Below are 11,827 nucleotides of genomic sequence, written 5' to 3'. Positions count from 1 at the left end.
CCGGATTCTGTAGCAAAGTCCCGCCCGTTGAGGCCTGCCTTGCGTGATGACCCATCGGGGAATCACGCAGGGCGGGCCTTAGGCGTGTCCGGCGGCATGCCGCGTTTTGTCCCGTCCGCCCGCGGCAGGGCGCCAGCCGCCGGCGCGCCGCCGCCGCCCGGCTATTTGGCGCGGCGGGGTGGCCCGGCCAGGAGCCGGTCCGGGAGGAGACGCGCGGCGGCGATCAGCACCTTGTGGCGCTTGGTCGGGATGGACACGGCCTTGCCCTTGGCGTTGTCGGCGAGGCCTTCACGCACGACGCGCTCGGCCTGCAGCCAAAGCCAGGGTGGCGCCACCGACTTGTCCATGCCCATCCGGTCGTGGAATTCGGTGTGGGTGAGGCCGGGGCAGACCGCGGTCACGTTCACGCCCCGCGGGGAGTAGGCGAGGTTGGCCGAGCGGGAGAAGCTGAGAAGCCACGCCTTCGCCGCCGAGTAGCTTCCCCGGGGAAGAAACGCCGCCACACTGGCAACGTTGATGATCCTGCCGGAGCGCCGGCTGAGCATGCCCTGCAGCGCGGCGTGCGTCAACCGCATGGGGGTCTCGACGTGCAGCTTGAGGTGCCTGGCTTCCTCCGCGATGTCGTTTACCTCGAAGGGGTGCAGCAGGCCGATTCCGGCGTTGTTGACCAGGATGTCCACCGGACGGGCCGGATCCGCAAGCCGGGCGACGACGGCCGCCACTCCGGCGTCGTCCGCGAGATCGGCGGCGAGGACCTCGGTGCGCACGCCGTACTGATTCTTCAGTTCCTGCGCCCTGGCCTGCAGCCGGGCGGTGTCTCGGGCCACGAGGACCACGTTGTGGCCCTGACCGGCGAGCTGCCGGGCAAATTCCGCACCGATCCCGGCGGTTGCTCCGGTGATCAGTGCCGTGGTGCCAGCCGGCGTCGCGGCTCGTTCAGTCATGGCGCCAGCTTAGCCCGGCTCCCCGGCCTCAGGTCAGGGCCTGGCCCGCAGCCAGTTCGTCTTCCGCGGGGATCGCCCGCCCCGCCCGGATGGCGGCAGGGTCAAGGGTCCCCTCGGAGTATTCGGCGAGCTCCAGGCCGTTGATGGTGTTGAGCCCGGCGGGGATCGGGCCAAGCGGCGGTACCGTCGCGGGCTCCCCCTCGAAGCCGGCGAGGACCTCGCCTCCCGAGCCCACGTGCAGCAGGCAGATCGGCAGGTCCGCGGGTTCCGCCAGCGTGACCCGGAATTGTTCCGACCCGGCCGGGGCCCCGGCGCCGGTCCCGGCAGCAGACACGCTGGCGTCAGCGATGGACCGCAACTGCAGGAGGATCTCCGGGTCGAGGTGGGACGCACCGTGAAGGTTGATAAAGACATCGGTCCCTGCGCCGAGGCGTCCGGCCCGCCGCATGATGTGCAACAGTGAGGAAAAATCTGACTGGGTAAGGCAGCCGGTGACTTCGAGGGTCACGAGGCCGGGATCGGCGTCCACACGGACAAGCACACGCAGCTTATGGTTCACGGGGTACTCCAAAGGGACACGTCCAAGAGCCAACTGCATAACTCCGCTGACGACTTTATTAGCTTGTCGCCCCGGTCACAAAACTGGCCCCACCGTCCAGGCCCGCCGCCGGTCCGGGTTTCAGGCTCCGGCCGGGGGCTGCTCCGGCCAGTCGATGTACTGGTTGTACGAGTCGTGCCGGCGCAGGTAACGGTACATAAAGGGGCAGTTCGGGATGATCCTCTTGCCGGAGGCCACCACGTCGTCGAGCGCGAAGTGGGCCAGCACCTTGGCGAGTCCCTGGCCCTGGAATTGCTCCGCCGTATCAGTGTGGATGAAGTCGATATGGCCGGGCTCGTCGATGAAGCGGACCTGGACGGCCAGTTTCTCGCCGACGTGGAGCTCGTAGCGGTGGAGCTCATCATTCCGGATGGTGGTTACGTTCGGGCTGAACGTGTCTTCAGTGGCTGCCGAGTTCTCCGTCATGGTTCGACATTGGCACTTAAAGGCGGGCGTGGCAATGGCGGACCCGACCCGCCCGAGCCCGGATCGGCCACGAACCGGGCCGGGATCCGCCCCAGCAGCAGGACGGCGAACGCGAAGCACGCCGCGCCCCCGCCGAGTAGTCCCAGCGTGAGCCCGTTCAGTGCGGCGTCGGCTACCGGAATGTAGACGACGGCGGCGGCCAGCACCACGGCGGCCGCCGGGCGGGACCGGGCAGTGGCGGGCGCCGTCGGGCGTTCTTCGAGCCGTCCGAAGAGCACCAGCACCGGCAGCAGCAGGCCGATCAACGCCAGCAGCACGAGCGGACGCCCCCACCACCACCCGGCGGTTCCCCCCGCAGGCTGCGGAAAGTCGGTCAGCAGCAGGAGCCCGGACATCGCGGCGAGCACGGGCAAATGCCAGAGGTAGACGGTCACCGACCGCCTGCCGGCGACACCAATGAACCGCTGCACCCGTCCCCGGGACGCGAGTCTTGACATCACGGGCCGGACGAGCTGCAGGGCGGCGGCCTGCGAGACCCCCAGGAGCAACAGGGTCAGATTGGGCGGGTTAAGGTTCACCAGCATGTTCCCGGAGTACAGTCCCAGCCACACGAGCAGACCCAGGACCAGGTTGCTGCCCAGGATGATGAACACCAGGGCGAGGCGTCCGAGGGCCCGCGGTCCGCCGTCGTCGAGGATGAATCCAAGCTGCTGCACGGCGCACCACAGGAAGACCATGTTCAGGTACGCCAGCGCCGGCATCGTCCCGCGCAGGCAGTCCACCGCCACCACCAGCGAAGTCAGCCCTGCCAGGGTCAACCAGGGTGCCCGGGCATGCAGGCCTGCCAGCAGCGGCAGATTCAGCTGCGCCGCGAGATAGGCGGCCAGGAACCACAGCGGCATGCCCGCTCCGGAAACCAGCAGCTCGATGACCTGGGGGTCCACCCCGCCCAGACGTGCCGCCCAAAGACCGGTGAACATGATCGTGAGCAGGACGGCGGCAGGGCGCAGGAGCCGCAGCATCCGCGCCTGCATGAAGTCGAAAGTACAGCCGCCCCGGGCGCGCAGGCGGCGCCAGGACTGCACCCCGGTCACTCCCCCGACGACGAAAAAGAGCGGCATGACCTGCAGGACCCAGACCACGGGTTCAAACCAGCTCTCGTTTCCGAGGGTGTTGGAGGAGGTCACGGTGCCGTTCGGGTGCAGCACCGGGCTCACCATCATTGTGTGCGCCACCACCACGAGTGCAAGGCAGAAGAATCTGGCGAGATCAATCACCAGGTCGCGGTCCGGCCGGGGGGTTGGGCCGCCCCTTGCATGCTGCCGTGGAACCATGAAGCCCCCCTTGGGACCTGCCGACGCACCCGCCTGGGCTGATGAGCGTCGCCGCTGCCGTGTTTTGCCCCCATTGTCGGCCTTGTCCGGGCCGGCGGCCAGTGCCGTCGGTCCCGGCCTCCGCTTCCGGCCTGAACGTCCGGCGGGAACTAGCGCGAGAGCGTCACCAGGGCCGCGCCGCAAAAGTCCCGGCCGCATGCTGGATTCGGGCGCCCGCGAGCTCGCTGCGGCCCGGATCAGCGACGCAGACCTCAATACCCTTTACGGGGAGCTGGAATCTATGCGCGGGGCGCATGACAAGCACGATGTCGCCGCGTTTGTGGCGGCGGACGCAGGCGGTCAAGGTGCGCGAAATCCAGTCGCACGCGATCGGCCATCGCGGGCGGCTCAGGCGAGCGAGAGGAAGAGCTTCTCGAGTTCGGCCCGGTCCAGGCTGGGGTCTTCCTGCTGCATGCACTGCTGCAGGCCGGTGGCAATGATCGAGAAACCGGCCTTGTCCAGCGCACTGGATACCGCGGCCAGTTGGGTGACGACGCTCTTGCAGTCGCGGCCCTCCTCGATCATCCGCGTGACGGCGGCAAGCTGCCCCTGGGCGCGGCGAAGTCGATTGATGACGGGCTTCATGTCGGTGGGATCGAGTTCCATTTTGTTCCTCCGGTATCAACAGGGCGTCTTTCCATGATATACCCCCCTACGTATCAGGGATGCCCTGCAGGGTATGATCTCCCTCGCTTCCGGCTAGGGACCTAAGTACCTAGTGGAGCCTGCATTTTGGGCGTATTTCTGGGAGTGTGAACGCCGCCGGTTTCCTGGATTCTGGCGCCGGCCCAGCCGGCGCAGGTGGCCCCGCCCCGCGGCGCGGCCCGGACCGGGCCTTGGGCCCGGCTCCGGGGTCCTGGAACGCAGGACTGTGGAGCCGCTACGTCGCGATGGGGGACTCGTTTACCTCGGGGCTCGGGGATCCGGAACCGCTGAGTCCAGGCGGCATGCGGGGCTGGGCGGACCGGATCGCGGAGGAACTCAGCGAGGGAAGGCCTGATTTTCGGTACGCGAACCTCGCTGTCAGCGGCCTGCTCATGCGCGAAATCCTGGACCGGCAGCTCGGGCCGGCGATTGCGCTGCAGCCGGACCTGGTCACGCTCTCGGCTGGCGGAAACGACATTGTCTTCCGCCGGAGCGATCCCGACCGGCTTGCGGCCACTCTCGATGCCGCGGTGGGCACGCTCAGTGCCACCGGCGCCACCGTCGTCCTGTTCACCGGGCCCGACTGGGGCGACACACCGCTGCTGGGACATAATCGCGGGAGGGTCGCGGTCTTCAATGAGAACATCCGGACCATCGCCATGCGCCATCACGGTGTGATCGCTGATCTCTGGGCCTTGCGGCAGCTCTCGGACCCGCAGATGTGGGACCCGGACCGCCTGCACTTCTCGCCGATGGGGCACCACACCATCGCGGCGATGGTGCTCGAATCCCTGAGCGTCCCCCACAGCCTGAGCCCGCTGGTGCCCAAGCCCATGCCGGCCGGAAGCTGGCGGGAAAGCAAGGCCGGAGACCTTGCCTGGTTCACCACCTACCTGCTTCCCTGGATGGTCAAGCGGGTCAGGAAGCGCGCTGACGCCCCGCCGCTGGCGCCCAAGCGTCCCGAGCCGGGGCCGGTCTCCGGAACCTGATGCACGGCCTCCGGCCCCTAGTCCGGCTGCGATCTGTCGGCTAATCTGCAGGAACGGCCCACCGCCGGGTCTCGATGGCGATCACGAGGAGCGAAGTTGTCCAATCACACTTACAGCATTTCTGAAATTGTCGGGACGTCGAACGAAGGCGTTGACGCCGCCGTCCGCAACGGCATCGCCGAGGCGGCCAAGTCCCTGCGTAACCTTGATTGGTTTGAGGTCAAGGAAATCCGCGGACACCTCGAAAACGGCGCGGTCGCCGACTGGCAGGTAACCATCAAGATCGGGTTCCGGCTGGAGCGCTAAGCCGCGGAGGACGAACGCATGGCGTAGACACAGCTGGGCCATCCATTTCTTCGACACCGCGAACATCTACGCCGGCGCCGGCCAGCGAGCCGGCCAGGGAAACCAGGGACGTCGCGCCGGCCTGGCTACAGCACCAGCCCTCCGCGGCCGCACCGACGCCCGCGCGCTCCGGCAGCTGGACGGCATCTTCCCGGGGCACCGGACCGGACTGGAGAATTATGTGTGGTGACGGTCCGGGCACGGCTTGGACCTGCACCGACGGGTCCGGAGGGCCCGAGAAGGGTCGCCGCCGGATGCTCCCCCGCCCGAGGTGGCCCCTTTATGCTAAGTATGATTAGTAATTTTATGCTAAGCATGATTAGTATTAGAGCAGAAGGATGAAGCGCACTCGGCAACCCGGGTGTCTCCTCAACGAAAAGAAGAAGGAACGACAAAAATGGGTTTTCTCGCATTTCTGATTCTGGGCCTTATCGCCGGTGCAATCGCTAAGGCAATCCTCCCCGGCAGACAGGGCGGCGGCATTTTCATCACCCTGCTGCTCGGCGTCGTCGGCGCCCTCCTGGGCGGCTGGATTGGCGGACTGCTGTTCAACGCCGACATCAACGAGTTCTTCTCGCTGTCGACCTGGCTCTTGGCCATCGGCGGTGCGATCATCGTCCTGCTCGTTTACGGCATGATCACCAAGCGCTCGGCCCGCTAAAGCTGACGCGGCCGAAAACCGGTCCCGGGATTCTTCCCGGGGCCGGTTTTTTGGCAGACGCCTCACCACGTTTTAAACGACCACCACATTTTGAGCACCACCAAGGAGCAGGGGTACAGCATGAAAGGCAAAGTTCTTTTTGGAGCCGGAATCGCCGCAGGCTACGTTCTTGGGTCACGGTCCGGGCGGGCAGCCTACGAGAAGCTCAAGGCCCGCGCGGCGGCCCTCTGGGAAAGCCAGCCGGTCCAGGACAAAGTGACCGCGGCGACCGAAGCTGTGAAGGAAAAGGCACCCGAGGTGTCTGAACAGCTCGGCGAGGCTGCCCGGCGCGCCGGGACGGTCATCGGCTCAGCCGTACGCCGTGACGATGCCCCCACCGGAACTGCTGGCGTTGAAAAGTCGAACGACGACGCGGCAGCTGCCGGCATCCCCGCGCACAGCACTCATCCGGAGACCGTGAACCTGGGGACCTCTTCCGCAGCCGCTGCGTCCGCTGCTTCCGACGTGGAGTCCGACCCGGCGCTGAACGACCAGCACGGGCAGGACTGGTCCGACGAAGGCGGGGCCACCCCGGCCGGAGCCGCGACCAACGTCGATCCCGACAAGGTTTCCTAGCTACACCGGTCCAGCCGGCCCGGCCGTCGCGCCACTCGCTGTTCCGATCACCACCGTGGCGTCCAGCTCCCTGGCGCTGGACACCCGGGCCGTGAGTCCGTTGCGGAGGAACAGCTCGGCGGTCCTCGACGCCTGCCGCGGGCTTGTCTCGACCAGCAGGTGGCCGCCCGGCGCCAGCCATTGGGGCGCCGCGGCGGCCACCCGCTGCTGGACCTGCAGCCCGTCCGTGCCGCCGTCGAGGGAAACCCGCGGCTCGTGGAGACGGGCTTCCTGCGGCATGGTGCCGATTTCCCCTGACGGAACATACGGGGCGTTGACTGCGAGGATGTCGACCCGCCCGCGCAGCCGCGCCGGGAGAGGCTCGTAGAGGTCCCCCTCGTGGACGGCGCCGCCGAGCGGAACGATGTTCCGGACTGCGTAGCGCACCGCGGCGGGGTCGATGTCTGCGGCGTGAAGTTCCAGGGGTCCGGCCAGTGCCGCCAGCGCGGTTCCGACCGCCCCTGATCCGCAGCACATGTCGACGACGACGGGCGCGCGCCCCGTGCCGCCGGTGCCGGCCAGGAGCCGACCGGCCTGCTGGACCAGGAAACCGGTGCGGCGGCGCGGCACAAACACACCCGCGTCCATTTCGATCCGAAGCCCGCAGAACTCCGCCCAGCCCAGGATGTGCTCGAGCGGAAGCCCGGAAATGCGCCGCTCCACGAGGGCATCAAGCTGATCCGGCGTCGCGGCGGCAGCGGCCAGCAACCGGGATTCCTCCTCGGCGAAGACGCAGCCCGCAGCCCGCAGCCGCGTGATAACCGAGGGACAGGGCGCGGGAGAAGCCCTCATGCGCCCCCTGTCCGCTGATGGTGCCGGAATCCCATGCTATCGAAGTGGCAGGACGGCACCACCCCACGGATCACTGTACGAACTGACTCACTGTACGAACTGACGACGGCGGCATCCCGGCACGGTACGCGGCAGGGGACATGCCCCTCCCCTGCGCCGGACACTGGGCATAGAGGCACTATGTCCAGCCTTCCCCGCCCCCGGAGGGCATGTCCCCCGGGGAGGGCGGCGCCAGCAGTCAGCGCGTCGACGCGGCCCACTCCAGCAGGCGGTCCAGGGGCCAGGTGGTGACGATCCGCTCCGCCGGCACGCCGTTGCGTTCCGCGCGCTCGGCACCATACTGCAGGAAATCGAGCTGGCCCGGGGCGTGGGCATCGCTGTTGATGCTAAACAGACAGCCGGCGTCGAGGGCCACCTCAATGAGGGCTCCCGGCGGGTCCTGGCGCTCGGGCCGGGCATTGATTTCGACGGCGACGCTGTGCTCCGCGCAGGCGGCGAAGACCTCCTGCGCGTCGAACTCCGACGGCGGACGCGTTCCCCTCCCCCCTTGAATGAGACGGCCCGTGCAGTGGCCGAGCACGTTCATGTGCGGGTCCGTGATCGCGCCGAGCATTCGCCGGGTCATGGTGCGCCTGTCCGAGCGAAGCTTCGAGTGCACGCTGGCGACCACGACATCCAGCCGGTCCAACATCTCCGGGGTCTGGTCCAGGCTGCCGTCCTCGAGGATGTCGGCCTCGATGCCCCGCAGGAGGCGGAAACCGCCGTCGCTGCGGGCATTGATCTCCGCGACGATGTCGAGTTGTCCGGCCAGCCGCTCGGCACTGAGCCCATTGGCGATCCTGAGGTGGGGCGAATGATCGGTCAGCGCGAGGTACTCGCGGCCCAGCAGTCTGGCGGCGCCCACCATGGCCTCGATCGGGGATCCGCCGTCGGACCAGTCACTGTGACTGTGCAGGTCGCCCCGCAGCGAGGCAAGCAGCTCATGGCCTCCCGGCACCAGCGGCCGGGCTCCCCGGCTTCGCAGACCGCGCAGGTACTCGGGCACGTCGCCGTCGAGCGCCTCCCTGATGACCTGGTACGTCCGATCGCCGATCCCCCTGGTCCTCCTGAGCCGGCCGTCCCCGGCCCGGGCTGCCAGGTCCTCTGCCCCGAGCCCGGCAATGATTCCGGCGGCTTTTCGGAACGCCTGGATCTTGAAGGTCGGGGCAAGCTCGCGTTCGAGCCAGAAGGCAATCTCGTTGAGGGCGTCGACGGCATCCATGGCACCATCCTGCACCCCTCGCGGCCACCCGGGACCCCCTCCGACGCTCCGGTGTTGCACCGCTTCGGGCAGCGGGGGCCGCGTCCGGGGGGATGCTGCTGCTCGACCGGTCAACGATCAGGGTGGTCTTCGCCGTGACGGCGCAGACAATGCTGGTCCTTTGCCACGTCGATACCTACCCCAAGAGCCGAACTACGCCCGCCGGACCGAGGACCTACAGGAGTTGGCCTACCGTGACGGGCCGGCCGTCCGGCCGGCAGAGCCGTTCCGCCAGGGCCACAGCTGAGGGCGGGTCAACGGCTGAGCTTGGACAGGACGCTGGGCGTGCGCACGATTCCGTCGAGCTGGAAGCCGCAACCGCAGCGCCAGAGCGGCGGCAGCTCTGCCGCGGCATCGGCCGGCGCGAAGGAGTACACGGACATGGTGGCCGACATAGGCGACTTCCACTCCATTGGCATCCCGCAGTGGACCGGTGCGGCCAGGGACTGCACGGGACGCACGGAGGCGGGGCCCAGTTCAGCCATGGCGCCGCCGGAAAAACGAATATCAGCCATAGTTAGTAAGCATACATATAACTAGTCTGACTAGCTAGTTTGAGGGTGATTCCTCACTGCCGTGGTCAGGGGCCTGGGCGATGGCTTCACTCATCCGCCGCAGGAAACTGACCACGATCCTCGCCTCCTCGGAGCTCAGGCCCTCAGCGACAGCCATCATGTTGCGGTGCATGTCCCCCAGAGTGGCCCGCACCTCCGCATCTGTGGCCACCGTGGGAACAATCACCAGGGAGCGCCGGTCCGTGGGGTGGGGCTCGCGGCGGACGTGGCCGCTGCTCACGAGGCGGTCGATCAACGAGGTGGTGGAGGCCGTGGTGATGCCCAGGACGCGGCTGAGGTCCTTGGGTCCGACCTGCTCGCCATTGGTCTGGGCCCGCAGCAGGTACCTCAGCGCCAGCAGGTCCGTCTCGCCCATCCCCATGGAATCCCGTGTGGAGCGCCGCCGGGCGACTTCCACATTGCGGTATTCACGCAGCGCCTGGAGCACTGCGCCGGGCGGGTCGAGCCTGTCGTCGGGTCTATACCAGTACCCGGAACCGGAAGGGCTGTGCGCGTTCATCCGGTAATCCTAGCTGAACTGATTACTAGTCCAGCGTGGTTTGTGGCCTCCCCGCCACACGCGGGAGATGTCATTAACGGTGCCGGGATGCCGTGTGTTTAGGCAGCAGGCAGGGGGTCCATAGCAGTGCCGGGGACACGACGGTCATCCCGAGCAGGGCCGCCGCCACCCCTTCGGCCCCGGGCAAAGACCTCCACGGCGCAGGCCCCGCGCAGAGGCACAAGGAACAGCACCGCCGCAGGCAAGAGACGACGACCGAGGTCACCGCACCTACGGTGCCGATAAGTACGAGGCGACACAGCCGACCCTCCATCAGGGCGGAACCACACGTACGGCTCTGCCTCAGCAGGCCGCTCCCGGGTCCGTGGCGAAGGTGGCCACCACGTACTGGGTCCCTGCTGATGCGGCCATGACGGCCGAGGTTCAAGGAAAAGTGCAGGTCCCGTCCGTACCGTAACGCCGGGACGTGGCACTCATCGGTGACGGTGCCACACGGCACACCCCAGCGAGGTGCCGCTCCTGAGGCTGGCTCCACAATCCCCCCCATGAAAACTGGAGCCAGCCTGCGGCCAGAGCCGAACAATAGCCCGAAACCCAAAGGCCCGCCCCCGAAAAGGGCGGGGCCTTTGCGTGGGGAACTTAACCGGCCCTACCTGCCCCGGACCTGGAGGGTGTCTACTATCGGGGACCTCACGAGAAGCGGGCTCCTGATGCATCCCGGAGCAGAGGGGATGGCGGCAGATGAGAGGCTCTCTGAACCGCCGGACCCATTCGGCCAACCGGTCAAGGCCACCACTCCCGGCGAGCAGCTATTCGCCGAACCCTCAGTTGCACGCACCCCTTGGACGCCATCCAATTAGCTGGGTTTCCGTTGAGTGGCGGCCTTAAAACAGAAGCAGGTCAGAGGCAATATGCCTCTGACCTGCTCGGCGGGTGGGCCCTGTGGGGATCGAACCCACGACCCACGGATTAAAAGTCCGATGCTCTACCAACTGAGCTAAAGGCCCCAGCCGAAGCCCCGAAACAACGGATGAATCCGCTGTTCAAGGGCCGATCAGCCCAGTCCATTTCTGGACGTTAATACTGTACCCCAGACCGGGGCGGGTTTTTGCACCGGGTGGGGACGACGCCGTCGTGCGCCGTGGCGGAAGTCCGCCGCCGGCCCTGCGCCGTTACCGGGCCGCTGCGGCGCTGACGGTCCACACGCTCGATTCCCCGACAGCACTGGAGTAGCGTGGTGGCATGAGCGAGCAAGCAGGATCCAGCGCCCCCGGACCGCACCGGCACCACAAGCCGAAGCCCTTCGCCCCCATCGACTTTGAGCCCTTCGCGGGCGGGGCCGATCCTGCCCGCATCTCCGAAGCCGCCCATCTCGCCGCCCGCGCCCTCGTACGCCGCGGACGCGACAGCGACGACCCCGTCGTGACCAAACGGCTGGTGAAGCTTGCGGATGAACAGGGCCTGGAAGCCATCGCTGAGATGTGGGCCGAAAGCCCGGCACGCTCGCTCCCGGGGGCCCTCTGGCGCCTGTACGCCATCCGCGCCGCCACGATCCAGGATCCCGAGCGGATCTCCGTCTACTTCAAGGCCGGCAAGGACACCGCGCAGGTATCGCGTGTGGTGGCCGGCGCCGCCGAGCCGCCCGGAGCGGACGAGATGAAGTCGATGGCGGACGCCATCCTGTCCGGAGCGTTCGACGGCGAATTCGACGTCGCGCTGGAACGCTCCGCAGCCTTCTGCCGCGTGGTGGCACTGGGCCAGGCCACCCTCGCGGACGGCGCCGAGCACAGCAACGAGACCCACGCGAGCAAGCTCACCCGGAACTCGCACCTCCTGGTCAAGACCGCCGAGGACCTCGAACATGCTGCCAACGCCTGGCGCCGGGGCGAGCTCGACTGAATCACCCCGCACGCCCCGGAAACCCGATACGCATGCCACCCACGGACTGTCAATGTTGACTTGTGCCGCACCTCGTAGAAAACTAAAAGCGGTGCCGAACCGCGAAACCCCCGGGCTTCAACATCTA

14 protein-coding genes and 1 tRNA gene are annotated in these 11,827 nt (G+C 67.5%); 5 read left to right on the top strand and 10 right to left on the bottom strand.

Going from position 1 to position 11,827, the window contains the following annotated elements; all coding sequences use genetic code 11:
• Positions 1-161: 161 nt before the first annotated feature.
• The 5 genes from ACZYX4_RS13275 to ACZYX4_RS13255 all read right to left on the bottom strand — a co-directional run bounded on the left by ACZYX4_RS13275 (position 162) and on the right by ACZYX4_RS13255 (position 3,947).
• Entirely contained in the window at positions 162-944 is a 783-nt protein-coding gene (locus ACZYX4_RS13275) for an SDR family NAD(P)-dependent oxidoreductase (RefSeq protein WP_463876588.1), read from the bottom strand.
• Positions 945-972: 28 nt separating this feature from the next.
• Positions 973-1,503, bottom strand: coding sequence for a hypothetical protein (locus ACZYX4_RS13270; protein ID WP_463876586.1), 531 nt, complete (start codon positions 1,501-1,503; stop codon positions 973-975).
• 120 nt (positions 1,504-1,623) lie between these two features.
• Complete coding sequence (locus ACZYX4_RS13265; RefSeq protein ID WP_463876584.1) at positions 1,624-1,968, bottom strand: GNAT family N-acetyltransferase; 345 nt, start codon at positions 1,966-1,968, stop codon at positions 1,624-1,626.
• Entirely contained in the window at positions 1,965-3,302 is a 1,338-nt protein-coding gene (locus ACZYX4_RS13260) for an acyltransferase family protein (protein ID WP_463876582.1), read from the bottom strand. Before ACZYX4_RS13260 ends, ACZYX4_RS13265 begins: the two co-directional genes overlap by 4 nt.
• Positions 3,303-3,689: 387 nt before the next feature.
• Positions 3,690-3,947, bottom strand: a complete 258-nt coding sequence (locus ACZYX4_RS13255; protein WP_018774886.1) for a metal-sensitive transcriptional regulator — start codon at positions 3,945-3,947, stop codon at positions 3,690-3,692.
• 284 nt (positions 3,948-4,231) lie between these two features.
• Here ACZYX4_RS13255 and ACZYX4_RS13250 point away from each other — a divergent pair, with 284 nt between their 5' ends.
• The 4 genes from ACZYX4_RS13250 to ACZYX4_RS13235 all read left to right on the top strand — a co-directional run bounded on the left by ACZYX4_RS13250 (position 4,232) and on the right by ACZYX4_RS13235 (position 6,596).
• Positions 4,232-4,975 carry an SGNH/GDSL hydrolase family protein gene (locus ACZYX4_RS13250; protein ID WP_463876678.1) on the top strand — a complete coding sequence of 248 codons (744 nt, stop codon included), beginning with the start codon at positions 4,232-4,234 and terminating at the stop codon, positions 4,973-4,975.
• A gap of 96 nt (positions 4,976-5,071) precedes the next feature.
• On the top strand, positions 5,072-5,281 hold the full coding sequence (locus ACZYX4_RS13245; RefSeq protein WP_463876580.1) for a dodecin: 210 nt from the start codon (positions 5,072-5,074) through the stop codon (positions 5,279-5,281).
• Positions 5,282-5,717: 436 nt separating this feature from the next.
• A complete protein-coding gene (locus ACZYX4_RS13240) occupies positions 5,718-5,981 on the top strand; it encodes a GlsB/YeaQ/YmgE family stress response membrane protein (RefSeq protein ID WP_463876579.1) in 264 nt (87 codons plus the stop codon).
• A 120-nt stretch (positions 5,982-6,101) separates the two neighbouring features.
• The gene (locus ACZYX4_RS13235; RefSeq protein WP_463876577.1) at positions 6,102-6,596 is read left to right on the top strand and encodes a hypothetical protein; all 495 of its coding nucleotides are present in this window, start codon (positions 6,102-6,104) and stop codon (positions 6,594-6,596) included.
• On the opposite strand, the gene ACZYX4_RS13230 is transcribed toward ACZYX4_RS13235, so the two are convergent.
• From ACZYX4_RS13230 to ACZYX4_RS13210, 5 genes are all read right to left on the bottom strand, one after another.
• Positions 6,597-7,427, bottom strand: a complete 831-nt coding sequence (locus ACZYX4_RS13230) for a putative protein N(5)-glutamine methyltransferase (RefSeq protein ID WP_463876575.1) — start codon at positions 7,425-7,427, stop codon at positions 6,597-6,599. It lies immediately after the preceding gene.
• Between the two features lie 238 nt (positions 7,428-7,665).
• Positions 7,666-8,688: a PHP domain-containing protein gene (locus ACZYX4_RS13225; RefSeq protein WP_463876573.1), complete on the bottom strand. Its 1,023-nt coding sequence runs from the start codon at positions 8,686-8,688 to the stop codon at positions 7,666-7,668.
• 293 nt (positions 8,689-8,981) lie between these two features.
• Positions 8,982-9,242, bottom strand: coding sequence for a hypothetical protein (locus ACZYX4_RS13220; RefSeq protein ID WP_463876571.1), 261 nt, complete (start codon positions 9,240-9,242; stop codon positions 8,982-8,984).
• A 34-nt stretch (positions 9,243-9,276) separates the two neighbouring features.
• Entirely contained in the window at positions 9,277-9,801 is a 525-nt protein-coding gene (locus tag ACZYX4_RS13215) for a MarR family winged helix-turn-helix transcriptional regulator (RefSeq protein WP_463876569.1), read from the bottom strand.
• Positions 9,802-10,735: 934 nt separating this feature from the next.
• Positions 10,736-10,808, bottom strand: a tRNA-Lys gene (locus ACZYX4_RS13210).
• 235 nt (positions 10,809-11,043) lie between these two features.
• Here ACZYX4_RS13210 and ACZYX4_RS13205 point away from each other — a divergent pair.
• Positions 11,044-11,700 carry a hypothetical protein gene (locus ACZYX4_RS13205; protein ID WP_463876567.1) on the top strand — a complete coding sequence of 219 codons (657 nt, stop codon included), beginning with the start codon at positions 11,044-11,046 and terminating at the stop codon, positions 11,698-11,700.
• Positions 11,701-11,827: the final 127 nt, after the last annotated feature.

Source organism: Pseudarthrobacter leeuwenhoeki, assembly GCF_055412885.1.
The sequence above is the reverse complement of the archived record's forward strand: the minus strand, read 5'-3'. Positions and strand labels throughout refer to the sequence as shown.

What these genes read in the sequence shown, in the direction of transcription:
- ACZYX4_RS13275 (WP_463876588.1), bottom strand. Translation starts at nt 944, where the DNA reads ATGACTGAACGAGCCGCGACGCCGGCTGGCACCACGGCACTGATCACC.
- ACZYX4_RS13265 (WP_463876584.1), bottom strand. Translation starts at nt 1,968, where the DNA reads ATGACGGAGAACTCGGCAGCCACTGAAGACACGTTCAGCCCGAACGTA.
- ACZYX4_RS13260 (WP_463876582.1), bottom strand. Translation starts at nt 3,302, where the DNA reads ATGGTTCCACGGCAGCATGCAAGGGGCGGCCCAACCCCCCGGCCGGAC.
- ACZYX4_RS13255 (WP_018774886.1), bottom strand. Translation starts at nt 3,947, where the DNA reads ATGGAACTCGATCCCACCGACATGAAGCCCGTCATCAATCGACTTCGC.
- ACZYX4_RS13250 (WP_463876678.1), top strand. Translation starts at nt 4,232, where the DNA reads ATGGGGGACTCGTTTACCTCGGGGCTCGGGGATCCGGAACCGCTGAGT.
- ACZYX4_RS13240 (WP_463876579.1), top strand. Translation starts at nt 5,718, where the DNA reads ATGGGTTTTCTCGCATTTCTGATTCTGGGCCTTATCGCCGGTGCAATC.
- ACZYX4_RS13235 (WP_463876577.1), top strand. Translation starts at nt 6,102, where the DNA reads ATGAAAGGCAAAGTTCTTTTTGGAGCCGGAATCGCCGCAGGCTACGTT.
- ACZYX4_RS13230 (WP_463876575.1), bottom strand. Translation starts at nt 7,427, where the DNA reads ATGAGGGCTTCTCCCGCGCCCTGTCCCTCGGTTATCACGCGGCTGCGG.
- ACZYX4_RS13225 (WP_463876573.1), bottom strand. Translation starts at nt 8,688, where the DNA reads ATGGATGCCGTCGACGCCCTCAACGAGATTGCCTTCTGGCTCGAACGC.
- ACZYX4_RS13220 (WP_463876571.1), bottom strand. Translation starts at nt 9,242, where the DNA reads ATGGCTGATATTCGTTTTTCCGGCGGCGCCATGGCTGAACTGGGCCCC.
- ACZYX4_RS13215 (WP_463876569.1), bottom strand. Translation starts at nt 9,801, where the DNA reads ATGAACGCGCACAGCCCTTCCGGTTCCGGGTACTGGTATAGACCCGAC.
- ACZYX4_RS13205 (WP_463876567.1), top strand. Translation starts at nt 11,044, where the DNA reads ATGAGCGAGCAAGCAGGATCCAGCGCCCCCGGACCGCACCGGCACCAC.